At 71.0% G+C, this 25,592-nt stretch carries 16 protein-coding genes; 5 read left to right on the top strand and 11 right to left on the bottom strand.

Going from position 1 to position 25,592, the window contains the following annotated elements; translation table 11 throughout:
- The 7 genes from ACWPWW_RS14690 to ACWPWW_RS14660 all read right to left on the bottom strand — a co-directional run bounded on the left by ACWPWW_RS14690 (position 1) and on the right by ACWPWW_RS14660 (position 10,330).
- Positions 1 to 2,088: a beta-galactosidase gene (locus tag ACWPWW_RS14690; RefSeq protein WP_454051092.1), complete on the bottom strand. Its 2,088-nt coding sequence runs from the start codon at positions 2,086 to 2,088 to the stop codon at positions 1 to 3.
- On the bottom strand, positions 2,081 to 2,764 hold the full coding sequence (locus tag ACWPWW_RS14685) for a hypothetical protein (RefSeq protein ID WP_454051091.1): 684 nt from the start codon (positions 2,762 to 2,764) through the stop codon (positions 2,081 to 2,083). Before ACWPWW_RS14685 ends, ACWPWW_RS14690 begins: the two co-directional genes overlap by 8 nt.
- The gene (locus tag ACWPWW_RS14680; protein ID WP_454051090.1) at positions 2,761 to 4,293 is read right to left on the bottom strand and encodes a GH39 family glycosyl hydrolase; all 1,533 of its coding nucleotides are present in this window, start codon (positions 4,291 to 4,293) and stop codon (positions 2,761 to 2,763) included. The genes ACWPWW_RS14685 and ACWPWW_RS14680 overlap by 4 nt, the downstream gene beginning before the upstream one ends.
- Before the next feature lie 79 nt (positions 4,294 to 4,372).
- Positions 4,373 to 6,025 (bottom strand): ABC transporter substrate-binding protein, encoded by a 1,653-nt coding sequence (locus tag ACWPWW_RS14675; RefSeq protein ID WP_454051089.1) that lies wholly within the window; start codon positions 6,023 to 6,025, stop codon positions 4,373 to 4,375.
- A 59-nt stretch (positions 6,026 to 6,084) separates the two neighbouring features.
- Entirely contained in the window at positions 6,085 to 7,002 is a 918-nt protein-coding gene (locus tag ACWPWW_RS14670) for a carbohydrate ABC transporter permease (RefSeq protein ID WP_454051088.1), read from the bottom strand.
- Complete coding sequence (locus tag ACWPWW_RS14665; protein WP_454051087.1) at positions 6,996 to 8,006, bottom strand: ABC transporter permease; 1,011 nt, start codon at positions 8,004 to 8,006, stop codon at positions 6,996 to 6,998. Before ACWPWW_RS14665 ends, ACWPWW_RS14670 begins: the two co-directional genes overlap by 7 nt.
- The gene (locus ACWPWW_RS14660; RefSeq protein ID WP_454051086.1) at positions 8,003 to 10,330 is read right to left on the bottom strand and encodes a beta-xylosidase/alpha-l-arabinosidase; all 2,328 of its coding nucleotides are present in this window, start codon (positions 10,328 to 10,330) and stop codon (positions 8,003 to 8,005) included. Before ACWPWW_RS14660 ends, ACWPWW_RS14665 begins: the two co-directional genes overlap by 4 nt.
- A gap of 193 nt (positions 10,331 to 10,523) precedes the next feature.
- Between ACWPWW_RS14660 and ACWPWW_RS14655 the strand changes: the two genes are divergently transcribed.
- Genes ACWPWW_RS14655 through ACWPWW_RS14645 form a run of 3 tightly spaced genes read left to right on the top strand, consistent with a single transcriptional unit; the run spans position 10,524 to position 14,974 of the window.
- Positions 10,524 to 11,552 (top strand): LacI family DNA-binding transcriptional regulator, encoded by a 1,029-nt coding sequence (locus ACWPWW_RS14655; RefSeq protein WP_454051085.1) that lies wholly within the window; start codon positions 10,524 to 10,526, stop codon positions 11,550 to 11,552.
- Positions 11,553 to 11,560: 8 nt separating this feature from the next.
- Positions 11,561 to 12,922 (top strand): serine hydrolase domain-containing protein, encoded by a 1,362-nt coding sequence (locus ACWPWW_RS14650; RefSeq protein ID WP_454051084.1) that lies wholly within the window; start codon positions 11,561 to 11,563, stop codon positions 12,920 to 12,922.
- Between the two features lie 24 nt (positions 12,923 to 12,946).
- Entirely contained in the window at positions 12,947 to 14,974 is a 2,028-nt protein-coding gene (locus tag ACWPWW_RS14645; RefSeq protein WP_454051083.1) for an alpha-glucuronidase, read from the top strand.
- A gap of 203 nt (positions 14,975 to 15,177) precedes the next feature.
- Here the strand turns inward: ACWPWW_RS14645 and ACWPWW_RS14640 are convergent, their stop codons facing one another.
- The 3 genes from ACWPWW_RS14640 to ACWPWW_RS14630 form a co-directional block, all read right to left on the bottom strand.
- A complete protein-coding gene (locus ACWPWW_RS14640; protein WP_454051082.1) occupies positions 15,178 to 15,534 on the bottom strand; it encodes a hypothetical protein in 357 nt (118 codons plus the stop codon).
- The gene (locus ACWPWW_RS14635; protein ID WP_454051081.1) at positions 15,535 to 15,726 is read right to left on the bottom strand and encodes a hypothetical protein; all 192 of its coding nucleotides are present in this window, start codon (positions 15,724 to 15,726) and stop codon (positions 15,535 to 15,537) included.
- Between the two features lie 1,064 nt (positions 15,727 to 16,790).
- Complete coding sequence (locus ACWPWW_RS14630; protein ID WP_454051080.1) at positions 16,791 to 17,993, bottom strand: hypothetical protein; 1,203 nt, start codon at positions 17,991 to 17,993, stop codon at positions 16,791 to 16,793.
- Between the two features lie 283 nt (positions 17,994 to 18,276).
- Here ACWPWW_RS14630 and dcm point away from each other — a divergent pair, with 283 nt between their 5' ends.
- Together dcm and ACWPWW_RS14620 are read left to right on the top strand one after the other, a co-directional pair.
- Positions 18,277 to 19,710: a DNA (cytosine-5-)-methyltransferase gene (gene dcm / locus ACWPWW_RS14625; protein WP_454051079.1), complete on the top strand. Its 1,434-nt coding sequence runs from the start codon at positions 18,277 to 18,279 to the stop codon at positions 19,708 to 19,710.
- A gap of 41 nt (positions 19,711 to 19,751) precedes the next feature.
- The gene (locus tag ACWPWW_RS14620) at positions 19,752 to 20,207 is read left to right on the top strand and encodes a very short patch repair endonuclease (protein WP_454051078.1); all 456 of its coding nucleotides are present in this window, start codon (positions 19,752 to 19,754) and stop codon (positions 20,205 to 20,207) included.
- 80 nt (positions 20,208 to 20,287) lie between these two features.
- Here the strand turns inward: ACWPWW_RS14620 and ACWPWW_RS14615 are convergent, their stop codons facing one another.
- On the bottom strand, positions 20,288 to 25,591 hold the full coding sequence (locus tag ACWPWW_RS14615) for a DEAD/DEAH box helicase (protein WP_454051077.1): 5,304 nt from the start codon (positions 25,589 to 25,591) through the stop codon (positions 20,288 to 20,290).
- Position 25,592: the final 1 nt, after the last annotated feature.

Raw genomic sequence — 25,592 nt, 5'->3', positions numbered from 1 at the left:
TCACCGCCGGAGCACCACCACGTCCGCGGGCGCGAACGTGACCGGCTCGCCGCGGGTCCACCGCCGGTCCGTGAGCAGGTCGGTGCCGTCCGCGTGCGCCGGGACGGTGACCGGCGCGGTGCCGTGGTGCAGCACCAGGTCGACCTGGTCGCCCCCGGTCGTCACGCGCGTGGCCAGCTCGAGGCCCGCGACGTCGGCGTACGGGCCGAGCAGCCCGTGCCGGTCGAGCGCCGCGCGGGCCACGTGCGCGAGCCCCGCCTGGGCGAGCTCGGTGCCGACGTACCAGACGTGCCCCTCGCGGTCCGCACCGGCCGGCACCCGGTTCCGGGTGACGGCCGGCTCGCCGGCGTAGAAGTCCGCGCCGTACCGGGCCATCACCTCGGCACCCTCGGGCACGAGCACCTCGAAGACCATCCGGCCGTCGACCGCCAGCGGCCCCGGTCCGGTGAACGTCACCGGGTTGGCCACGTCGGGTTCGGCGGCGTCGGTCTCGGCGACCCGCACTCCGGCGAGCCCGGCGAGCGGCCCCGGCACGTCGGACAGGAACCGCCGGTCGTCCTCGTCGACCCGGCCCGACAGGTACCCGGTCAGCACGGTCCCTCCGCGGGCGGCCACGGCCGCGAGCCGGTCGGCCAGGTCGCCCTTGACCATGTGCAGCAGCGGCGCCGCGACCACGTCGTAGGCGGACAGGTCCGCGGTCACCGGGACGACGTCCACCTGGGCACCGGCGTCCCAGAACGCCCGGCCCCACTCGAGCAGGGTGGGCAGGTAGCGGACCAGGCGGTTCGGCCCGTCGGCCATCTCGACCGCCCACCACGAGTCCCAGTCGACCAGCAGCGCGGTGCGCGCCGGGGTGCGCGCGCCCAGCAGCGTGTCCCCCACCCGCTCCAGCTCGGCGCCCAGCCCGGCGACCTCCCGGAAGGCCCGGGTGTCCAGCCGGCCGGAGTGGTCGAGCACCGCTCCGTGGGTCATCTCGCACGCGCCGCGGGAGGCCCGCAGCTGGAAGAACAGGACGGAGTCGGCGCCGTGCGCGACGGCCTGCCAGGACCACAGCCGCATGATGCCGGGCCGGCGCACCGGGTTGACGTCCCGGGAGGCCGTGACGGTCGGCGTCTGCTCCATCAGCCAGAACGGGGCGCCGTCCTTCAGGCCCCGCATCAGGTCGTGGGTCAGCGCGGTGCGCCACGGCTCGTCGCTGCGCGGCGGGTAGTTGTCCCACGACGCGAAGTCCAGGTGCGCGGACCAGCGGTGGTAGTCGAGCGGCTGGAAGAACCCCATGAAGTTGGTCGTCACGGGCAGGTCGGAGTGCGCGCGGATCGCGTCCTTCTCCTCGCAGAACTGCCGGATCGCGTTGTCGGTGCTGAACCGGTAGTAGTCCAGCGTGATCCCCTGGAAAGCGGTGTACCCGCGGCCCTTCCAGTGCTCCGTCAGCGCGCTGGGCGGCTCGATCTGGTCCCAGTCGGTGAACCGGTGCGACCAGAACGTGGCGTTCCACGCCTCGTTCAGCGCGTCGAGCGTCCCGTACCGGGCGCGCAGCCAGACCCGGAACTCGGCGGCGCACAGGTCGCAGTAGCAGGCCCCGCCGTCGCCGCCGTACTCGTTGCCGATGTGCCAGGCGACCACGGCGGGGTGGTCCGCGTACCGCTCCGCGATCCGCCCGGCGATCCCGGCCGTCAGCCGCCGGAACGCCGGCGAGCTCCAGCACGCGTTGTGCCGCTGGCCGTAGCGGTGCTTCCGGCCCTCGAAGTCCACCCGCGTCACCTCGGGGTACGCCCGGGCGATCCACGGCGAGAGCGCCCCGGTCCCGGTCGCCAGGCAGATCTGCCGGCCCTCGTCGACCGCGCGCTGCACGATCGCGTCGAGGACCGTGAAGTCGACCGTGTCCTCGGCGGGCTGGGTGAGCGACCAGCTGAACACCCCGAGCGTCACCGTGGTGATCCGGGCGGCGTCGAACGCGGCGTAGTCGGCGTCCCAGACGTCCTTGCCCCACTGCTCGGGGTTGTAGTCCCCGCCGAACGCGATCGTCGGCGTGGTCGGCAGCCGCGCCGGGGTCGGCACGGGCGCGGGCGGGCGGCGGGCGTCAGTCATGGCGGGTGAACCTCTCCTCGATGTCCGAGCGCAGGGCCCGGGAGTGACGGTGGAGCCACCAGGCGAACGCCGCCGCGGTCGGCAGCAGCGCCCACTCGCCGAGCAGGACGAGCAGCCCGGTCGCGACGACCAGCAGGCTCGCGGCCGCGAACGCGCTCCCGGGGCAGCGGAACAGGTAGTACGCCGCGAGCCGCGCGGTGTCGCGGCTCCGGAACGAGAACCGGGCGACGATCACGGTGGCGTTCGCCAGCCAGAGCGCGAGGACCAGCGCGAGCACCAAGGAGATCCCGACCAGGGCGCGCGACAGGCCCCCGTCCCGGTTCAGGGCGAGGTTGGTCGCGACCACCGCGAGCACGGCGAGGGCAGGGACCCACAGCCGCAGCACGTCGACGGTGTTCCGGCGCAGTCCGCGCACGAAGTGCCGTGCCGGGGTCAGGTCCCGGTCGGTGCCGGCGACCTGCCAGGCGTGCAGCCCCGCCGCCAGGGCCGGGCCGACGGGCAGCGCGGCGAGGACCACGAGCGGCGCGTTCGACCCCGTCGGCGCGAGCAGCGCCGTGACGACCAGGCCCGGCGCGGCGACGAGCACCATGAGCACGTCCACCACCAGGTACCAGTGGACCGCGGACGCGCCTCGGGCCAGCGGCCCGGAGCCGACCTCTGCGAGCTGCGCGCTCACCGGGGCGCGTCCTGCGCACCGGGGACGGCGTCCCCGAGCAGCCGGGTGTCGTCGAGCCACGGCGGCGTCTCGTCGTCGACCGGCTCGAGCTCGACCAGGCAGACCTCGTGCCTGCCCAGCACGAGGTCGAGGTCCGTACGCCCTGCCACGACCGGGAGCACGATCCGGCTGCGGACGGGCTCGGCGGCCTCGCGAAGCCGGTCCAGCACGCGCGGGTGCGGGGAGCGCGGCCGGCCCAGGTCGCGCCAGGCCGCCCAGGCGTTGCCCTCGTCCTCGGTGACGGACGACCGCAGCGCGACCACGCGGGTGCCCCCGCTCGGGAGCGAGAGCCGCACCGTGTGCCGCGGGTGCGCCGTCAGGTCGTCGCCGGTGCCGTGCACGGGCTGCCAGGCCAGCACGCTCACCCGGCCGTCCGACGTCCGGCACACGAGGTGGTCGTCCCCGCGCGCCAGCACCTGCTCGCCCATGCGGGCCAGGAACGCGTAGAGGTGGTAAGTCGGTTTGGGCACCTGCCGGTGCGTCAGCATGCCGAAGCCGCCGTGGAACAGCGCCGCGGGCGGGCCCTCCTCCTCGAACACGTCGCAGAAGGTCCAGTACGAGAAGGAGTCCGCGAGGTCGCCGCCGCCCGCCAGCACCGGCGCGAGGTACGCGGCGTTGTAGGCGGTGTCGTGGACGGGGTTGTCCGGCCGGTAGGAGGTGTTGAACTCCGTGATGTGCACGGGCAGCGCCTCGAGCGGCGTACCCGCCAGGTGCGCGCGCGGCGCGCCGAACTGCTCGAGCAGCCGCTGCGGCGGCGCCAGCGTCTGGTGGACCCCGAACGGGACGTGCTGCGCCGGCCCGGAGGAGTAGGCGTGCCGGCTGACGAAGTCCACGGGCACGTCGTGCGCGGTCACGTACTGCGCGAACGGCTCCCACCAGTCGTCCGACCCCGGCGAGATCGCCGGGCCACCGACCTGGAGGTCCGCGTCGACGGACTTCACGGCCTCGGCCGTCACGCGGTAGAGGTGCAGGTACGCCTCCTGGTCGCCGCTCCAGAAGTGCGGCAGGTTCGGCTCGTTCCAGACCTCGACCGGCCAGGTGCGCACCTCGTCGAGCCCGTACCTGTCGACCAGGTGCCGCAGAGTCGCCCGCACCAGGTCCGCCCACTCGTCGTGGTCCGCGGGCGGGGTGACGTTCCCCCGCCACCAGAACACGGTCTGGTCCCCGGAGGCCAGGCCGGACGGCATGAACCCGGTCTCGAGGAACGGGCGCACGCCGGCCGCGAGCCACCCGTCGACGACCTGGTCCAGGTAGCCGAAGGCGTGCAGCACCTGCCGTCGCCCGCCGCTGCGGTAGGCCCGGTGGATGCCGAGGTCGTCGCTGAACAGCCCGTGCCCGCGGATGTACCGGAAGCCGATGTCCTGCTGGACCCGGGCCAGGGAGTCGCGGTAGTCGGAGCGCAGGGCGAGGTTGAGCCGGCCGGTGCCGACGCAGGCGCGCCAGGCGTCCGGCAGGGCGCCGATCGGGGTGGTGGGCACGACGGTACGCACGGTGGGCGTCCTCCGAGTGGTGGCGGATCCGGTGTGGTCCACCGGCCGGCCGGTCGTCGCCGGCCGGCGGACCACGGGGTCAGTTGCTCGATTCGGCGAACGCGCGCTGCGCCTCGTTGACCTTGTCGATGTACTGGGTCATCCCCTTGCCCTCGAGCTCGGCGACGAAGTCGTCGAACTCCGCGAGGTCGCGGGTGCCGAGGATGAACTGCAGCGTGTTCTGGTCGGCGTAGTCGCCGAGCGCCGACTGCCACAGCGCCACCTGCTCCAGGTCGAGCTCGCCGAGGGGTGCCGGCGGCGGGGGCGGCAGGACCTCCTTGGTCTGCACCATCTCCTCGCGCCACGACCGCTCGTCATCCGGCAGCATCGAGTTCATCAGGTCCTCGGTGGTGCCCTGCGTGAGCATGAACACGCCGTTGAAGAACCCGTAGTCCGTGCGCAGGTTGGTGGACGCGCTCGGGTTGAGGCTGAGGAAGTCGACGTCCTCGGTGAACGAGCGCACGCCGTCGGCGTCCTTCTCGAACGTCGTGCCCTCGACGCCCCAGGTCGTGAGCTCCAGGCCCTCGTCGGAGTAGTACAGCCAGTCGATGAACTGCATCATCGCGACGAAGGTGTCGCTGTCGGCGGCGTCCGCGGAGAGCATCATGCCGCTCTCGATCGGCCGACCGCCCATCACGTCGCCGGCCGGGCCGGTCGGGATCGGCATCTTCGCGACCGAGTAGGCGCCGGCGCCCAGCGTCTCGTCCATGGACGTGCGGTACTGCGTCATGAACTGCGAGTTGCCCGTGATGGCGAACGCCTGGCCCGAGACGAACTTGTTGACCGCCTGGTCGTCGTCCTGGGTGAAGGTCTCCGGGTCGAGCAGGCCGTCCGCGACCAGCCCGTGGAAGTACTCGAGCATCTCCTTGAACTCCGGACGCGCCGCCGTGTAGACGTACTCGCCGGCCTCCTCGTCCCAGGTGGCGGCGTTGCCGGAGTAGCCGCTCGGGGCTCCCGGGAACCCGAACGTCGCCGCGGCGGTGTTGTTCAGCAGCAGCTTGCCCTCGAACCGGTCGGTCATCGGCGTGACGTCCGGGTAGGCCTCCTTCATCGCGGCGAGCACGTCACGCAGCCCGTCCCAGGACGTCGGCAGGTCGAGACCGAGCTCGTCGAGGATGTCGGTGCGCAGCGCGACGGTGTAGTCGGGCCGGACGAACTCCATCAGCCCCGGCAGGAGGTAGATCTTGCCGTCCTCCTGCCGCTGCGTGTCGAGCCACTCGTCCAGCCCGTACTCCGCGACCTTCGCCGAGAAGTTCGGCATCAGGTCGAAGTAGTCGCTCACCGGCAGCAGCGCTCCGGAGGCGACGAACGGGGTCTCCTGGCCGCCGTACGCCACCGGCATGATGTCCGGGGCGTCGCCACCGGAGATCAGCAGACTGCGCCGCTGCTCGAACCCGTCCAGCGGCGCGAACGTCATGTCCAGCGTGACGTTCGTGCGCTCCCCGAGCTCGGTGACCAGCAGCCAGTCCTCCTGGTACGGGTAGTCGGGGTGGTCCCGGTAGAGCATGGACAGCTCGATGGGCTCGGTCGCGGTGAACTGGTCGCCCACCGCGAAGTCGTCCATCGCGCCGACCCGCTGGTCGTCGGTCACCTCCGCGTCCCCGTCGTCACTGCCCGAGCCGCACGCGCTCGTCCCGAGCGCCAGCGCCCCGGCGACCAGCACCGCGGTGGCCCGTCCTCGTCGTGTCAGCACACGTCCTCCTTGGATCGTCATCGATCTGCGAACCGCGCGGGGAACCGCGCGGTGTGGACTCACCCCTTGACGGCCCCGAGCATCACGCCGGAGACGAAATACCTCTGCACGAACGGGTAGACGGCGAGGATGGGCAGCACGGTCAGCGTCATCGTGACGGCCTTGATGTTGGACGCGACCTGCGTGATGTTGTCGGTCGACCCCCCGCCGACCGACGCCGCGGTGCTCGCGGACGCGAGGAGGTTCCGCAGGTACACGGTGACCGGGTACAGCTCCTTGTCGTCCATGTACAGGAACGCGGCGAACCAGGAGTTCCAGAACGACACCGCGTAGAACAGCAGCATGGTGGCGACCACCGCCTTGCTGAGCGGGAGCACGATGCGCCACAGCCGGCCGTACGTGTCCAGGCCGTCGATCGCGGCCGCCTCCTCGAGCTCCTCCGGCTGGTTCTCGAAGAAGGACTTCATCACCAGCAGGTTGAACACGCTGATCGCGTTGGGGAGCACGATCGCCCAGAGCGTGTTCTTGAAGCCCAGCTGGTTGATCAGGATGTAGTTCGGGATCAGGCCGCCGTTGAAGAACATGGTCAGCATCGCCGCGCCGATCAGGAACGTCCGCCCGCGCAGCCCGCGCTTCGACAGCACGTACGCGTAGGTCGTGGTGAGCACGATCGCGATGGTGGTCGCGACGACGGTGTAGACGACGGTGTTGCGGTAGTTCAGCCAGAACAGCCGGTCGGACATGACGCGGCCGTACGTCTCGGTGTTGAAGCCCCGCGGGAGGAACGACACCTCGCCGCGGGTGATGTACGCCTCGGAGCTGAACGACTGCGCGATGACGTTGGCGAACGGGTACAGCATGACCAGGCACAGCAGGATCAGCACGGTCGCGTTCGCGGCCCGGAACACGCGGTAGCCGCGGCTGTCCTTGACCACGGTGGGGCGTGCCGCCCCCGGTGTCGACGTCGGGGTCACCACAGGCTCGTCCCTACTGCTCGGCGCGATATCGCGTTGGCTGACAGGATCAACGTCAGGCCGATCACGGACTCGAACAGCCCGATCGCGGCGGCGTAGGAGAAGTTGCCCGACAGGATGCCGAGCCGGTACAGGTACGTGGAGATCACGTCGGCCGTCGGGTAGGTCAGCGGGTTGTACAGCAGCAGGACCTTCTCGAACCCGACCGCCATGAAGGTGCCGATGTTGAGGATGAGCAGCGTGACCATCGTCGGGCGGATGCCCGGCAGGGTGACGTGCCAGGTCTGCTGCCCGCGGTTGGCACCGTCGATGCGGGCCGCCTCGTAGAGGTTGCCGTCGATCCCGGACAGCGCGGCGAGGTAGAGGATCGTGCCCCAGCCGACCGTCTGCCAGACCTCGGAGGTCACGTAGATGGTGCGGAACCAGCCCGGCTCCTGGATGAACGCCACGGGGTCGCTGCCCAACGCCGTCACGATGTGGTTCACCGTGCCGTTCAGCGACACCAGCTGCAGCACCATGCCCGCGACGATGACGACCGACATGAAGTGCGGCAGGTACGAGATCGACTGCAGCACCCGCTTGAACGCCCGCAGCCGCACCTCGTTGAGCATCAGGGCGAGGACGATCGGCAGCGGGAAGCAGACGAGGAACGTCAACCCACCGAGCACGAAGGTGTTGCGGAAGACCTGCCAGAACTGCGGGTCGTTGATGAACATCTCGAAGTAGCGCAGTCCCACGAACTCGTCGCCGAACATCGAGCCGCCGGCACGGAACCGCCGGAACGCGATGGCGTTGCCGGCCATCGGCAGGTACCGGAAGACCGCGAAGAACAGCAGCGGGAGGACGGCGAGCGAGTAGAGCTGCCAGTCCCGGCGCAGGACGGTCCGCCAGGGGACCTTGCCCGCCGCGCGGCCGCGCGGCCGGGGCGGGCGACCACGGCGCCGCGGCGCCGGCACCCCGGCCTCGGCCGCCGGGGGCGCGACCGTCGGCGACCCGAGGGCGCTCATCCGCCCACCACCTCGCCGACCCGGACGTCCGACGCCGCGACCAGCTTGCGATCCGCCCCGACCGGGCGCCGCTCCCCCGTCAGAACCAGAGGCACGGCCGCGTGCACGTCCGCGCTGGACCGGGCGACCCGCAGCTCCACGTCGCCGGGCTCGACGACGAGCCCGCCGTCCGACCCGGCGAACGCGGTCAGGTCGGCGTGCAGCGCGAAGGTCACCGTGACCTCGGCGCCAGGATCCAGCTCCACCCGGCGGTAGCCGATCAGGCGGGAGTCGGGCCGGGTGACCTCGGCGACCGGGTCGTGCAGGTAGACCTGCACGACGTCGGCGAGCACCCGGTCCTCCGGGTTGCGCAGCACGACGTCGAGCCGGACCTCGCCGTCCACGGGCCACGCCCCCGCGTCGCAGGTCACGTCGCCCCACACCGGCTCGGCGTAGGAGGTGCCGTGGCCGAACGGGAACAGCGGCGTCGGGTCCAGGTTCGACACCTGCGTGCGCCGGCCGAGCGGCGGCGCGAGGTACGTCGACGGCTGCGACCCGGGTTCGCGCGGGATGCCGACCGGCAGGTGCCCGGACGGGTCCACCGCCCCGGTCAGCACGCCGGCCACCGCGGGCCCGCCCTGCTGCCCGGGGAAGAACGTCTGCACCAGCGCCCCCGCGCGACCGGCGAACGCGCCGAGCGCGTACGGCCGGCCCGAGAGCACCAGCACCACGGCCGGGGTGCCGGTGGCGAGCACCGCCTCGACCAGCGCGTGCTGCTCCCCCGGCAGCCGCAGGTCCGGCGCGTCGCACCCCTCTCCCGAGGTGCCGCGGCCGAACATGCCCGCCCGGTCGCCGACCACGACGACGGCGACCTCGGCGGCGGCCGCGAGCGCCACCGCCTCCGCGAACCCGTCGCGCCCGGCCGACTGCACGTCGCAGCCGCGGGCGTGGGTGACCTCGCCGCCGTGCGCCGCCCGCAGCGCCTCGAGCACGGTGGGGATCTCGATCCCCACCGGGTGCTCCGGGTGCCGCACACCGACGTGCGACGGGAACGAGTAGCAGCCGAGCATGGCGAACGGGTCGTCGGCGAGCGGGCCGACCACCGCGACGCGCGCCGCCGGCCGCAGCGGCAGCACGCCGCTCGCGTTCTCCAGCAGGACGACCGCCTCCTGCGCCAGCCGCAGCGCGGTGCGGCGCTGCTCGGGGGTGTCCAGCGTCGGCTCCCCCGGGACGTCCGGCGTCCAGCCCGGGTCGAGCATGCCGAGCTCGATCTTCTGGGTGAGCACCCGGCGCAGCGCCCGGTCCACCAGCTCCTCGGGGACCTGTCCGCCCTCGACCGCCGCCACCAGCGGATCGCCGTAGGTGTGCACCGACGGCAGCTCCACGTCGACGCCGGCGGCGAGGGCACGGCTCGCGGCCTCGCCGTCGGTGGCCGCCACCCGGTGCAGCGTCCGCAGGAACGCGACCGCGAAGTAGTCGGCGACCACCACGCCCTCGAAGCCCCACTCCTCGCGGAGCAGCCCGGTGAGCAGGCGCGGGTCCGCGGCGGCGGGCACACCGTCCACCTCCGCGTAGGAGTTCATCACCGACCGGGCGCCGCCCTCGCGGAGCGCCATCTGGAACGGCGGGTAGAACACGTCCGCCATCTCGCGCGGCCCCGCGGAGACCGGGGCGTGGTTCCGCCCGGCGCGCGACCCGGAGTACCCGGCGAAGTGCTTGAGCGTGGCGACCGTGCCGGTGCCCTCCAGGCCGCGCACGTACGCGGCGCCGACCGTGCCGACCAGGTACGGGTCCTCGCCGATGGTCTCCTCGACGCGGCCCCAGCGGTAGTCGCGCACGACGTCCAGGACCGGCGCCAGCCCCTGGTGCACGCCGACCGACCGCATCGACGCGCCGATCTGGGCCGCCATCTCCTGCACGAGCTCCGGGTCGAAGGTCGCGCCCCAGGACAGCGGGACCGGGTACGCGGTCGCACCCCAGGCGGCGAAGCCCGCCAGGCACTCCTCGTGCACCTGCGCGGGGATGCCGAACCGGTTGGCGGCCATCACCGCGCGCTGCGCCCGAGCCAGGGACCGCGCGCCCTGCACGGGGTCCACGGGCGCGGTGCCGAACGGCCGGGTGAGCTGCCCCAGCCCGTCCTCGATCACCTCGCCGAACGAGGTCGCGTGCTGCGCCATGTCGCCCTGGTGCGGGGCCACGTCGCCGCCGGCGGCGTCCGCGCCGACCCAGAGACCGGCCAGCTGGCCGGTCTTCTCGCGGAGGGTCATCGCGGCCACGAGGGCCGCGACCCGCTCCGGCGCCGGCCGGCGCACGTCGCGCCAGACAGGAGGTGCTGCGTCGCTCATCTCACATCCACTTCGTCGTGGGTCCGGACCTCGCTCGCATCTCGAAAGTTGCGAAAGCGGCACCGATACGTTTGTGGGAACCGTAGGGGCGATCTGCGGGGCGAGTCAAGCGCTCCGTGACTGACGTGCTCGGGCGGGCCGTGCGCTACAGTCGAGATCCGCTGCGCGACAGCGACAGTTTCGAAGGGGAGCCATGCCGAGAGGCCGCACGACGATCGCCGACATCGCCACCGAGGTCGGCGTCTCGATCCCGACCGTGTCCAAGGTGCTGAACGGCCGCACGGACGTCGCCGAGGCGACGCGCGCCCGCGTCGAGGCCGCCCTCGAGCGGCACGACTACCGCAAGCCCGTCGCCACCCGCGGCACCGGGACCGGCCCCCGGCTGCTCGACCTGGTGTTCCACGAGGCCGACAACCTCTGGGCGCAGGAGATCATCAAGGGCGTCGAGCAGGTCTGCGGCCCCGAGCGCGTCGGCGTCGTGCTCTCCGAGCTCGGCGGCTCGCACCGCCCGCCCCAGGAGTGGATCGACGACGTCATGGCGCGCCGCCCGCTCGGGGTCCTGCTCGTGCTGTCGGGCCTGGACGCCAAGCAGCGGCACCAGCTGGAGTCCCGCACCATCCCGTTCGCCGTCGTCGACACCCAGGGCGAGCCGCCGGCCGGCGTGCCGACGGTCGGCTCCAACAACTGGAACGGCGGCCTGTCCGGCACCCGGCACCTGCTCGCGCTCGGCCACCGCCGGATCGCCGCGATCTCGGGACCGGACGACATGCTCTGCTCGCGGGCCCGGGTCGACGGCTTCCGCAGCGCGCACGACGAGCTCGGGGTGCCGTGCGACCCGGCGCTGATCCGCTGGGGCGGCTTCGACGCCGAGAGCGGCTACCGGCACGGGATCGACCTGCTCCGCGGGCCCGACCGGCCCACCGCCGTGTTCGCGGGCTCCGACTACCAGGCGCTCGGTGTGCTGCGCGCGGCCAGCGAGCTGGGGCTGCGCGTCCCCGAGGACCTGTCCGTCGTCGGCTACGACGACCTGCCGATCAGCCAGTGGCTCAACCCCGGGCTGACGACGGTGCACCAGCCGCTGCGCGAGATGGCCTCGCTGGCCACCCGGATGCTGCTCACCCTGGCCGCCGGCGGGGAGCCGCCGTCCATGCGGATCGAGCTCGTCACCGAGCTGGTGGTCCGGTCGTCGACGGCGCCGCCGTCGGGCGGGGCGGGGTCGTGAAGGGGGCGGTGGACGAGAGCCTGGTGGCCGACCTGCTCGACGCCCTGGACGGGCTCGACCCGCACGCCCTCGTCGTCGCCCGCCACGGGACCGTCCTGGCCCGTGCGACCTGGGCCCCGTACGACGCCGGGCACGCCGCGCTCGTCTACTCCGTGTCCAAGTCCGTCACCGCACTCTCTGTGCTGCTGCTCGAGTCCGAGGGCCGGCTGACGCTGGACGACCCCGTCGACCGCCACCTGGACCTGCCGAACCCGCACGGGTTCACCGTGCGGCACCTGCTCACCATGTCCACCGGGCACAGCCGTGAGCAGACCGCCGGGATGCCCGTCGACCCCGCGGTCCTGCTGACGACGCCACCCGCGTTCCCGGTGGGGTCGCGGTTCGCGTACTCCTCCCCCGCCACCGGCACCCTGGCGCGCGTCGTCGCCGCCGTCTCCGGGACCCAGCCGTCCGCGTACCTGCGGCCCCGGCTGCTCGACCCCCTCGGCGTCGGGCCCCGCTGGTGGCGGCCGCTCGCCGGCGTGGAGCAGGGCTTCTCCGGGCTGCACCTGACCGTCGACGACCAGGCCCGGCTCGGCGCGGCCCTGGCGGCCGGCGGGCTGGCGCCCGACGGCCGGCGGGTGCTGCCGGCGTCGGTGGTCGAGGCCATGGCGTCGACGTTCGTGCCCAGCGCCGAGACCGACAGCGCTCCGGACGACTGGTCGCTCGGGTACGGGTACGGCGTCTGGCGCAGCCGGCACGGCTTCCGGATGGACGGCGCGTACGGGCAGTTCACGCTCGTCGTCCCCGAGACCGGGGTGGTCGTGGCATACCAGGGCGCGGCGACGGACACGCAGCGGGTGCTGGACGCGCTGTGGCGGCTGGTGGTTGCTGCGGGTGACGGGTCGGGACCGTCGGGCCAGGCCGCGCGGGTCGTCGCGCGGGACTCGTGGGACGTGCGGGACCGGTACCTCCCCCAGGACGGCCCGGAGCTCGACGTCCGGGGCTGGGCGCTCGCCGACCTCGGGGACGCCGGCTGGCGGCTGACGCTGCCCACCGGGGACGGCCGGCCCGGTGGCGTCGTCGACCTGCGCCCCGGCGCGTGGACGGCCGGGTCGCTGGCCCTCCGTGCCGGCGACGCGGCGTCGGGCGCCCCGAGCGACCCCGTCCCGGACGGCGTCGTCCCGGTCGCCGCGCGCGCCGAGCGGCTGCCCGGCGGCACCGTGCGTGCCCACCTCGTCGCCACGGCGTCCCCGCACCGCCTGCTGCTCACCCGGGCCGTCGACGGCGGGCTGTCCGCCCGGTGGCACACCGCACCGCTGTGGCAGCCGACGCTCGCCACCCTGCTCGTCCCGCCGCTGGTCGCCGCACCGGCGCGCGGGCCTTCCTGACCCACCGACCCCACCACCGGAGCCATGACCCACGACAACGCCGTCGCCGTCACCGTCCACCCCGCCTGGCTGCCCGACGCGGCCCTGGCCCCGCTGCGCGACCTGCCCGCCGCCGTGCTCGGGTCGGGGCCGTGCCTCGACACGGCGCGGGCCGAGCTGGGGACGTCGGCCTCGCCGTCCACGGCCGCGCTGGTCGTGGGGACCGCTGGAGATGTGGGGTCCCCGTCGGACGTGGGTCTGCCCGCGCTGCCCGACGTCCCGGCCGGGGGCCACGCGATCGTCCGAACCGGGGACCGCACCGTCGTGCTCGGCGCCGACGGGCCGGCCGCCCTGCGCGGCCTGTACGCGCTGGCACGCGAGGAGGCCGTCGACCGTCTGCTCGGCGCCGAGCCGCTGGTCGGCACTACGGCGAGCGCGCCGGAGCAGCCGCTGCGGATGCTCGACCACTGGGACAACGTCGCGGTGCACCCGATCATGGGCCAGGTCGAGCGCGGGTACTCGGGCGGCTCGATCTTCTACGAGGACGGCGAGGTCCGGGCCGACCTGAGCCGGGTCGGCGACTACGCCCGGCTGCTCGCCGCCACCGGGGTCGAGGCCGTGGGGATCAACAACGTCAACGTGCACGCCCGCGAGGCGCGGCTGCTCACCGACGGGCTCGGCGACGTCGCGCGGATCGCGGACGTCTTTCGGTCGTACGGGATCCGGATCTTCCTGTCGGTGTCGTTCGCGTCGCCGACGCTGCTGGGCGGGCTGGTCTCCGCGGACCCCCTGGACCCGGACGTGGCGGCGTGGTGGGCCGCAGCGGCGGACCGCGTGTACGCCGCGGTCCCGGACTTCGGCGGGTTCCTGGTCAAGGCCGACTCCGAGGGCCAGCCCGGACCGTTCGCCTACGGCCGCAGCCACGCCGACGGCGCGAACATGCTCGCCGCGGCGCTGCGCCCCCACGGCGGCACCGTGCTGTGGCGGGCGTTTGTCTACAACCACACGCAGGACTGGCGCGACCGTCGGACCGACCGAGCCCGCGCCGCGTACGACCACTTCGCGCCGCTCGACGGGGAGTTCGCCGACGAGGTCGTGCTGCAGGTGAAGCACGGGCCGATGGATTTCCAGGCGCGGGAGCCGGTGTCCCCCGTGCTCGCCGCCATGCCGCGCACCCGCCTCGCGCTCGAGCTGCAGGTCACGCAGGAGTACACGGGGCAGCAGCGGCACGTCTGCTACCTGGCGCCGGCGTGGCGGGAGCACCTGGGCATCCGGCTCGACGGCTCGCGATCGGTGGCCGCCACCGTCGCCACCCGGGGCGGTGGCGTCGCCGGGGTGTCGAACGTCGGCGACGACCCCTTCTGGACCGGGCACCCGCTGGCGCAGGCCAATCTCTACGCCTTCGGCCGGCTCGCGTGGGACTCGAGCCTCCGGGCCGAAGCCGTGCTGGACGAGTGGATCGCGCTGACGTTCGCCGGGGCGTCGTCGTCGGCCACGGGGCGGATCCGGGACGTGCTGCACACGATGATGGACGGGTCGTGGCTGCGGTACGAGGGGTACACCGCACCGCTCGGTGTCGGGTTCATGGTCACGCCCGGGACGCACGGCGGGCCGTCCGTCGACGGGTACGAGTACTCGCCGTGGGGGACGTACCACTTCGCCGACCGGGACGGCATCGGGGTGGACCGGACCGTGGCCACGGGGACCGGCTACGCCGGGCAGTACGCCTCGCCGTGGCGGGAGGTGTACGAGTCGGTGGACACCTGCCCTGACGAGCTGCTGCTGTTCTTCCACCACGTGCCGTACTCGCACGCACTGCGGTCGGGGAAGACGGTGATCCAGCACATCTACGACTCCCGGGCCGATGCCGTCGCCGGGCTCGACGGGGTGGAGGCGGCGTGGAACTCGCTGGCCGACCTCGTGGGCGGGGCCGTGCCTGTGGAGCTCGACGCGCGGGTGCGGGAGCGGCTCGGTGCGCAGCGGCGGTCGGCGGTGGAGTGGCGGGACCAGGTGCGGAGCTACTTCTGGCGGAAGTCGGGGGTTCCGGACGCGTCGGGGAGAGTCGTGTACTGAACGACAACCAAGCCCGCGGTGGACCCAGAAGTAGACGCACACGCGCCGAAAGCACGAGTGTGCGCGGCAGTACTCTCAGGCCGCCATCTCGATTACCGGGTGCCCACGACGAAGAGATCCCACCGAAGTGACGTAGACAAGGGCCAATCGCCCGCCACGCCACCGAGCAACTCGGGACCATTCCAGGTTACATCCGGCCGACTTCAGGACAGGCGGACGTCAACCAGCGACTCTAGATACCGACCGTTTTCCGCCCGCCGTTTCTTCGGGTAGTGGAGCACGTCGCACGCCGCCTCGATCTTCTGACAGAGCGCGTCGGCATTGATTTGGTCCATCCAGATAGCCCCGGTGCTCTGCCATTGTGCTTCGTAATTGAGCGGATGCTCGGGACAAAAGGGCGCAATGTTGCATATCTTGTGGTCGATCTGAGTGATCCATGAGGCCCCGACCTCGCTAATGGTGCCCCACGATGCCTTTGTGTTCTCACTGGTCACGAATAGAACCAGCATCACCGAGCCCGCGATCCACGGCGTCACGCTGCCGCTGAAGAAGCCGTTCATCTACGCCTGCATCGGCGGCGCGGTGGGCGGCGCGATCGCCGCGGCGGGAGGCTCGGCGGCGGAGGGGTTCATCCTGCCGGGTGCGATCACACTGACCGCGACGATGGGCGTCGGCGACTTCGCGATACAGCTGATCGGGAGCGGGCTCGCGGTGCTCATCGCGTTCGTGCTGACGATGACGCTCGGGTTCACGGATACCCCGAACCCTGCTGGCGCGCCTGTGGGGCCGGGCGCAGGTGGGGGGTCGCGACGGCGCTGCGGACGCGGGCGGTGCTGGCGCCGGGCGCGGGGCGGGTGCTCGCGCTCGGCGACGTGCCGGACGCGGTGTTCTCGTCCGGGGCGCCCTGGAGGCGGTTCCGCTGGCGCTGCACTTCGTGAACGCGGAGCTCGGCGGCGAAGGCGGCGGCGGCGGGGAGATGGCGCGGACGGTCGAGATGACCGAGGCGTTCGCGGCGGCGCGCGCGGGCGGGCGGGCACCTGCACGGGTGCGTGCTGGACGAGGAGTCGCTGGAGGTGGCGCGGTTCGTGACGCACCTGCGGTACCTGTTTGTGCGGCAGGCGCGGAGGTGGCGGTGGCGGACGGGGGTGGGGCGTTGGCGCTGCGGGAGGCGGTGCGGGGGGAGCATCCGCGGGCGTTCGCTTCTGCCGTGGCTATCGCGGGGCTGCTGCGGGGGCGGTTCGGGTGGGGGGGGTGGGTGGGGAGGAGGAGGTGCATCTGGCGTTGCATGTGGCGCGACTGACGCGGGCGGGCCCCTCGGGCCGATCTGACTGACCGGCTCGCGCCGGTGCGGTCGTCCTGGTTTTCTACCGGAGCCGGTTCCACAGCGGCTGGTCGCGTGAGGCATCAAGCACAGAGCGCTCCAATGCCGCCGCATCCGCTCGAGTCACTGTCGTCGCCCAGGCCACCTGCAGGTCCGCGTGCTGTACCGCCGCGCGAGCCCAGTCCTGCACGCCCCGAGGTTCGCCCCTCTCAACCTCCGCGAGCCGCTCGCGTAACCACTCAGAATCGGCGAGCGCTCGCTCCAGCGCGAGGTTGCCGAGACCGCTGTGCGGAGCACGCCCGGACACGTAGATGGTCAACCGCCCTCGCAGGCCTCGGCCGCTGCGCTCCCCGGCCATACCGACGTAGACGAGAGCACCACGTTGCCGGAAGAGGTACACGCCCGGAACCGACGGCGACGCACGGACCGCCTCTGGCACGAAAGCCCGCCAGGTCGACCATGCTGCTAGCGCGGTGACGCGCGGGTCGAGCACCACTAGTCGACGCGCGCCGAGTGCACCAGGAAGTTGTCGATGTTGCGCTTGTTGATCATCACCTTGATCGCCCTCGCAGCTCCGCCGGGCTGACGACCCTGGTTGAAGTCCCCGAGCACGATGTCGAAGTTGGCCGCGTTCACCTCCAGCACGAGCATCCGCGAGAACTGCACAGCTGACTTGAACCGGCGGGCGTAGGACAGCGGGTCGTAGTCGTTCCGCCCGATGTATCCGACGGAGCGCCGCCACTCGTTCCAGGCGACGACCGGGGCATCGCCCTCGTCGCGGCTGTGCCAAGTCTCGTGCTCGTAGATGACGTACCAGAACCGGCCGTACTGAGCCACGCACCGCCTGATGTCCTCGGCATCGTTACCTGGCGACTCGTGCCCCGCGATGTTCGACGCCTTCAGGTCTCCGAAATAGGCGATCCGCCCCTGGTCGGTGAACGCCAGGTCATAGTCGAGCTCGCCGCGACGCTTCTCCTTCTGGAAGCCCACCAGACGGTGAGCACCCGAACGCCGCAGGAACTCGTCGAGCCTGTACTCCAGGTAGAAGCCGGCCCACTCGCCCTGCATGGTGTCCGGCCACCTGGCCTCGTGCATCTCCCTCACCGCGTCCAGCGCGTCAACTCTCTTCTCGGAGAGGAACTCGGCGTTGAAGTCGTCGAACACGTCGAGGTACCGGGGACGGTCGCGCACCTGTTCGTGCAGGTACTCCGCAAACAGGTCAGCCCGGACGCTGGTGAGGTGGTTGTCGCCTCGGTCCGTCCGGCTGAACACCCCGAGCGTCTGAGCCTGGAACAGGTCGTTCGTCGCCACGTGGGCGGCCGAGTTGTTGGCCTGACGCAGCACGTAGGTACTCGGATCGAAGTCGACGAAGATCGTGACGTCGCCGTAGTGGTAGACGCCCACGAACCGAGGCGTGAGGCCGTCCGCGAGCGCGTTGCGGTAGGCGACTTTCCACGCCGGTGGGATCTGGATGCGCTTCTTGAACCGTGGCCACGGCCTGCCCAGGTGCGTGACCTGCGCACGGAGGATCACCTGGTCCTCGTAGAGCACCACGCGTTGGCCCGCGTACTTCTCCACCCTGGACCCCGGCAGGGCGGAGAGCAGCAGGTCGTCCCGCTGTCGCATCGTCAACGTGGTGTCCACGTCACTCAGCAACCTGCCGTCGAACCCGATCTGATCCACCACGACGCTGCCCACGGCAGAGTTTCTACCAGCGGATCCGCGGTGGAGGGGACCGTTCGTCGCTCACCGTGACCATCTCGCCCGTCCGGCGTAACAGACCAACCCGCCCCGCTCTCGCCGTCCCACGCTCTGTGGCGGCTGACGATCGCCCGGCGGCACGCGCCCGGACGGAGTCGGAGCGGCACCGTGAAAGACTCTGGGGGCCGTCTCCACCGCCCCGCGCGCGTCACCCTTGTGCAGCAGCGCGGAACGTGCGAAGCTGCAACACATGTTCGATACCCCCCCGGACGGAGCTCCCGTGACCCAGCCGACGCCCCTGCGCTTCGCGGACCTGTTCGCGGGGATCGGTGGCTTCGCTGCCGTGCTTAACGCTCTCGGCGCCGAGCACACGTACGCGGTGGAGATCGACAAGGCGGCTGCCGCTGTCTACGCCCGCAACTGGGGCCACGACCCGCTAGGCGACATCACCGCGGACGCGAACGACCTCGTGATGAACGTGGGCGAGCACGACATCCTCGCCGGCGGCTTCCCGTGCCAGCCGTTCTCGAAGAGCGGCGCCCAGAAGGGCATGGACGAGATCCGCGGGACTCTGTTCTTCAACATCATGGAGGTCGTGCAGCAGCGGCGACCGACACTGGTCGTCCTAGAGAACGTGCGCAACCTCGCCGGGCCGCGCCACGCTCACGAGTGGGTGGTGATCATCGAGCGGCTTCGCGCTGAGGGCTACCAGGTGTCGGAGACGTCGGCAGTCTTCTCGCCGCACCAGATCGACCCAGCTTTCGGCGGATCGCCGCAGGTCCGCGAGCGCGTCTTCATCACCGCGACCCTGGTTCCGCAGGGCCACGTCGCCGACCCCTACATCGAGCCGGTCTCTCTCCTCCCGCAGGTCCGCATGCAACGTGAGTGGGACCTCGCCGAAGATCTCCCACTCGATCCCGATCGCCGGATCACCGGCACGGAGATCAGCGACGACGAGACACGCTGGATCGACCACTGGGAGCAGTGGGTCCAGGTCATGCTCGCGCTTCGCGCGTCCGACGCCGATGCTGCCGGCGAGCCGGCACGTCGGCTTCCCGGGTTCCCCATCTGGGCCAACGTCTGGGTGAGCTCCGCCGCGGAGCGGAAGGCGCTCATGGCGCCGGACGGCGTCATGGTCCCTGCGTGGAAGGCGAACTTCCTCCGCAAGAACTGGGACCTCTACGACCGACTCCGCGACGCAACCGACGCTCAGTGGCTGACGCGGTGGCTCGAGAAGACCCGCACCTTCCCTGAGAGCCGCCAGAAGCTCGAGTGGCAGGCGCAGGACGAGACGTCACTCTGGAACTGCGTCCTCTCCCTCCGGCCGTCGGGGATCCGAGCGAAGCGGATGACGCACCTTCCTGCACTGGTCGCCATCACCCAGACTCCGATCCTCGGCCCGCTCCGCCGCCGGCTCTCCCCCACGGAGGCAGCACGGTTGCAGGGCCTGCCGGACGAGTTCGACTTCGGCACCCAGCGGGACGCGCTGACGTACAAGCAGCTCGGCAACGGTGTCAACGTCGGTGTCGTGTGGAACGTCCTCAAGGCTCATGTCGAGCGCGACAAGGACCTTCTGCTCGCCACGACCCGTGGCAAGGCCATCTACGAGACCGTGTCCCGTGCTCCGGCGCATCCCGGTGAGCGCGTGCGCGAGGTGATCGAGGCCCGCCGTGTGCGCCTGCCCGACGACGCCCTGATGGGCATCACCGTCTAGGAGCAGGCCTGAGCGCCGACGAGCGGGAGAACGGCGAACGGATGCTACCAGCGACGGTCGCGGGTGAGCCGACGCGCGTTCGGCCGACGAGCGAGGTATCGGCCCGGTTCGCGACGCTGCGTCGGACTGGTACCGCTCCCGAGCTGCTCCTGCGTCAGGAACTCCATCGTCGTGGCCGACGCTTCCGCGTCCACACGCGGATCGACGGCCTCCCTCGTCGTCTGGTCGACATCGCCTTCACCCGCTGGCGGGTGATCGTCCTCGTGGACGGCTGCTTCTGGCACTCGTGCCCGGAACACGGCACCCTGCCGCGTTCGAATCGTGACTGGTGGGTGTGGAAGCTGGAGCACAACCGCGAGCGGGATGCGGATACGGACTCGCGTCTCCACGCACTCGGCTGGACGGTGGTACGTGTCTGGGAGCACGTCGACTCCGTGCGCGCCGCCGACGTGGTCGAGCAAGTGCTCGTCGCCGCAGGTGCACCACCTCGAAGGTGAGGCCAAGGAACTGCACGCGTGACGCAGCGGCTATACGCAGGCCGAGACGAACCCGGGAGCCCGGTCTGCCCTGCCGGGCATCAGTCGATGTACCCGTCTGCGAGCGCTTTCGCCACGAGGACCCCTCGGTTGCGCAGAGTCCGCGCGTCCGTCCACGTGACGCTCAAACCACGCGTCTTGAGGTTCTCCGCGATCGAGCGTTGGTGGTCCGTCTGGTGCTCGACGGTACGGCTCCAGAGTGGGTGACCGATCACGGCGGCTCGGTTGCCGTGGACGAGCACGTGGACGTCGTCCACGTTGTCGACCGCGTAGGGCTGCTCGAACATCCCCTGGAATCCGGCGTCGAACGCGCGAACCGCATCGGGCACCAGGTCGAACCACCGAGCCAGGTTCAGATCCCGCCCCAGCGCGAGGTCGGCGACGTCGAGCGCGAGGCGCCAGTCGAGGACCGGGTGAAGGTGCCGGTTGTCCCAGGAGCGGAGGCAATCCGGGCACGACGAGTCACACTCGACGTGCGGTTGCGTCGCCCAGCGCGCACCGGCTCCCACCGCGATCTGCCGCACGACGTCGTCCATCCGTGGACCAGCGAGCTCCAGGGCGTAGCCGGCGCCGTTCTCGAGCGTGTCCGCAACGTAGACCGCTGACGTCCGCGTGCCATCGCCGTGACGACGAGGCTGCAGCCCCACGGTGAGCTCGTCTGGATCAATGTCCAGCTCAGCCTGCGCCCCGCGCCGGAGGGCTTCCGCGAACGAGAGCATCGCGGCAAGGCCAGCGGGACAGTCCGTCGTGTCCGTCGGGATCACCGCGCTGGGCAGGCGTTCAGACCGCACCAGGAGCAGCGCTGCGTCGGTCATGCGCACGTCGCCGATCGCACCCTTGCCGATCTTCGGCATCGAGATATTGTCCGTTTCCACTGTCGGGACGATCACGGACCGATCGCTGTGACGGTAGAGATCGAACTGCGCGCGGCGGTTGTCGTTGACAGTCACCAGGTTCGCGTCTTCGAGCCGCCAGATGTCCATCGCACCGGAGCGCTCAGGCTGGAGTCCACCGAGGTCTGTCCACTCCAGGACAGGACGCGAAGCCGTCGCGACCTGTGTGTCGCTCAGTTCCCCGTCCTTTGCCTTGGGGTGGGTCCGGAAGCCCTCCGGCTGGTACACCGTCATCGGCACGACGGGTCCAGCGCACACTGGGCACGCCGCCTGCTCGCCGATGGTCGGGTCCGACCCCGGCGCGGTGCCGGCTTTGATCGTGGACGAGCCACATATCGCACAACGTTCGAGCGCGAACGAGGAGCGGATCGGGTCGTTCGTACGGACGTTCCCGCGTCCGTCGCGGTACGCAGATGCGAAGCCGTTGACCGTGTACACCCATCCGTCACTCACGACCTCGGCACCTGGCGCGAAGAGCGACACCGCTTGATCGAGTGGCCGGTCGCTGATCTGGTCGAGCGTGATCCGGTTGTCGACGCCGGTCCGGTAGAGGTTCCTCACCCGGGTGGGGAACCCGAACATCGGCAGCACGCCGGCGTTAGCAAGACGCTCGCTGAGCGCCGCCTGCGTGAAGATGGGGGACCCGGCGACCTCGTCGATTTCCCGCACCAGGGCGTGGCGCGCCCACTCGATGATCTCGTCGACCGCTCGTGCCGAGATACCGGTGTGACTCGCGAGTCGCCGGACGACAGTCTCGACGTCGGAGGAGCGCTTCAGCCACGCCCCCACGACCGAGCGCAGCGGCGCGGCGTCCTCTTGCGGGCTCTCATTCCACTCATCGGCACGACCGAACGCGCCGTGGACGCTCTCGCGGAGCATCTTCGGCGGAGTCGGAAGCGCGCGGCAGGCACGACGAAGGAGCTCCGCCGCGACCACACGCTTCAGGATCTTCTTGCGGTTGGTGTCGAGGAACGGCTGCGGCGGAGGATCCCCCGTGATCCGTCCCGGGTTCGCGAAGTAGAAGTCGTCGTGGGAGCGGTCGCGGCACAGCGTCGCGGCGAAGGAGAATGCCTGGCCCTGGCGACCTGCGCGCCCAACGCGCTGCTGGTAGTTGAAGCGCTTTGGGGGCATGTTGCCCATGACCGTTGAACGCAGGGAACCGATGTCGACACCGACCTCCATCGTCGTCGTCACGGAGAGGACGTCGAGTGGTGAGGTCAGCGGGTTCTCCGCGGGTGCAGGCTTCAAGGCGCCACGGAAGACGCGCTGACGGCGGCGTTGCTCCTCTGGCGGGCGCGTCTGTCCCGTGAGCTCCGCGACTGCCAGCCGCTGTGGCTTCTGCTTGGAGAGCCACGCGTAGTAGTCCTCTTCAACGATCTCGGTACGGGCGCGCTCCTCCAGCACTCCGGCGCAGCCGTTGCGGATACAGGTTCCGGCTGACTCGTGGAGGTGACGCTGGCCGCACGTGGCGCAGACCCAGACCGCATCACCCCCCGGCACGACGAGCAGCGGCACGTCTGCGGCAGCGAGATCAACCACGAATCCCGCCAGCATCGGTTCGAGCACCTGCAGGAAATCGGCCTCGAGCTCCCGCCCGGTCCTCCCGGTCGTCCCGGCCGACCGGCCTAGGTAGTTGGTCACGTCGCGAGGCAGTGCCAACGTCTGCGACCCGTTGTCCGACTCCTGCGGCGCCCAGCGGCCGCTCGACAGGTAGATGCGCAGGGCAGAACGCAAAGCCGTCGTGCGGGGGTCATTTAGCGAATCGACGAGTACCCGGGGAACGACTGATGCGACCAGGTTGTCCTCGGCGTCACGCGCCGACCGGGACGCACCGATGAGCACTTCCGCGACGGACGTCGCCATGTAGGCACGGAACTGATTCTGGTACGCCTGCCGCTCACTCGGGTCGGAGAGCGGGGTCCACAAGCCGGGAGTCGGCGGCTCGAACGCTTGGAACCACGGCGTCCGGGAGTCACCGAGCACGAGGCGGGAGGCACGAGGTCCTCCAGGTGGAACCCCGAGCGACACGAGCCGCCCGCTCAGGTGGCGAACAAGGCCGGTCCAGGGTCGGGAGCGATCGGTTGCGATCGATCTCTCGAACTCCTCCACCGCCGCAAGCTGTTCGGTGGTGCCGGAGCCGGTACTGATCGCTGCGTACGCGCCGATCATGTGCCCGTGCTTCTGGGTCAGTTCACCGAACCGCGCAGTCTGGTCCGGGTTCAGGTGTCCGGCGAAGCCCTCGCGGAGGATCAGTCCGACGTCCTCGACCGGCGCGACGAGGGCCTGATCGACCTCTTGACGCACTAGATCGTCGTAGTGGTTCATCGACAGACCGACCGCCATGCGCGCAGCGTCGTCCCGAGAGTCCGTGAACACGATCGTGCGGCTGTTGCCCTGCTCGTCACCGAGTCGTCGGAAGATCTCCGACACCAGGAGCTGAGCTGCTTGGGTGGCGCCCTGGGTGTGAGCGCGGAGGGCCGACGCGACGCGTCCGGACTTGAAATCCGTCTGTCGTCGAGTGTGCAGGCACCGCGGACAGCGAGACGGCAACGCGGGCGGGCGGAACTCATCGTCCGGGTTCTTTGCCGCAACGAGGGTGCCGGTCGCATCGCCACCGGGCGCCGGCTGGATAAAACCTGTGACCGGGTCGAGGACCGCGCGGGAGAACTGGAAGTTGACGTCCTTGTTGGGACCACCGTGATCCCACGATACGCCGACGCCTTCGATGAACGGTGAGTACCAGCGGTACTCGTGACGGCGGCGCTCGAAGAGGAGCCTCGACCGGTCCAGCTCGCTGTCGGACGAGTCGATGCCGAGGAACTCACCGTCGCTGCCGGTGGCGACGATGTGGCCCCCGAGGCTCGCATCACCACACTTGCCGCAGTAGACGAGCTCGAGCACGCGCCCGCCACACCTGCACTGGTGTGCTGGTCGGGCGAACAGACGTCCGATGCCGGGACGCTCTCGCGCCTCGCTCGGCGCGATCTCTGTGCACCCGGGATTGGCGCACGCCCACATCCCGCGCATGGTGCGCATGAAGTAGTGCGCCCGGAACGGGATCCCGGTTCCGTCGGGCGCGCTCGCAATGATGTCCAGCGCCCTCTCGACGTCAGCGACCGACCCGTCGCGGCCGAAGGCTCGGGTGGCGATCGTGGGCACGTCAGTTGCGCGGACAACCCCGTTCTCGTCGCGGCACCCCTCCGCGAGGACGTGGGTGAGCAGCTCGGCGCCCATCGAGCCGACGAGGGAAGCCTCCACCGGCAAGTCCGCCGTGACTGTGCGCGTCTCCCCGGTGATCTGCTGGAACGTCGACCGCGGAACTCCGAAGAATCTCTCGAGGTAGTCCGACCGGTCCCCGTCCAGCGAAGCGCTGGTCCCGATCACCCGGAGCTGTGGTGAGTCCGGTGCGAGCCCGAGCCTCATCAGGAGGTTGCGCACGATGAGTGCGACTTCTGAGCCCTGCGTGCCGCGGTAGAGGTGTAGCTCATCGACGACCAACGTGAAGACGTTCGACGGATCGGACGCGAGCCACTCGCGCGTCTGGTCGAAGATCGGCTCCTCGAGGCGACGCATCAGCATCACGTTCAGCATCGAGTAGTTGGTGACGAGGATGTCCGGCGGGTTCGAGATCATGTCCCACCGGGTGATGAGCTCGGCACGTCGCGGGTCAGGCAGGAAGTCGCGCACCTCAGGGTTCGACGCGAGGGCCTCGTACTCCCCGACGAGCAGGCGCAGGTCCTTTCCGACTTCGGCGACCTTGGCGTCCTTCTTCGTGGTCGTCGGCAAGCGGGTGCCGCCAGGTGCGCCGGACGTATAGCGGCCGAACCAGAGTGCCGGCCCCCCGAGCGCCGAGATCCGACGTGCCGTGCGTCGCAGACGCGACATCTGGTCCTCGACGAGAGCGTTCGTCGGGTAGAGCACCATCGTGCGGACAGCGGCGGGACGCAGCTCGTCCTTGCGGACGGGCGACCAGTGGTGGGTGTCCCACCATGCGTTGACGCCGCTCGCCGGAGCCCAGCCGCGCGCCTCCATCAGCAGCCGCGCCAGCACCGGGAGCAGGAACGACTCGGTCTTGCCGGAGCCGGTGCCGGACGTGATGACTGGGTTCGTCGGTCCGTCCGACGCGAGCCCCACCGTGAGCGCATCTGCCTGATGACGGCGAAGGCGGACGTCGTCGCCGGGCGACGTCCCGAAGAGACCGTGGACGAGCCACGACGCCTCGTCCGCCGTCATGCCGACGCTGCGGCACGCCTGGATCGCGTCGACGACCCCGTCGTAAGGCAGAACCGGCTCGAGGAGCGGGTCCGGCATCAGGCGAACGTCCTCGAGAAGCAGCCGGCGACGCTCAGCACGCATGCCAGAGTCGCGGAGGTAGAACGCGGTGTCGATATAGCGCAGGACGGTCTCGTTGATGGCCCGACCGACAACCAGGGGGTTCGCTGACGTGACCACG

It is taken from the genome of Cellulomonas sp. Marseille-Q8402, assembly GCF_965119525.1.
This window is presented reverse-complemented; position numbering and strand designations above follow the sequence as displayed.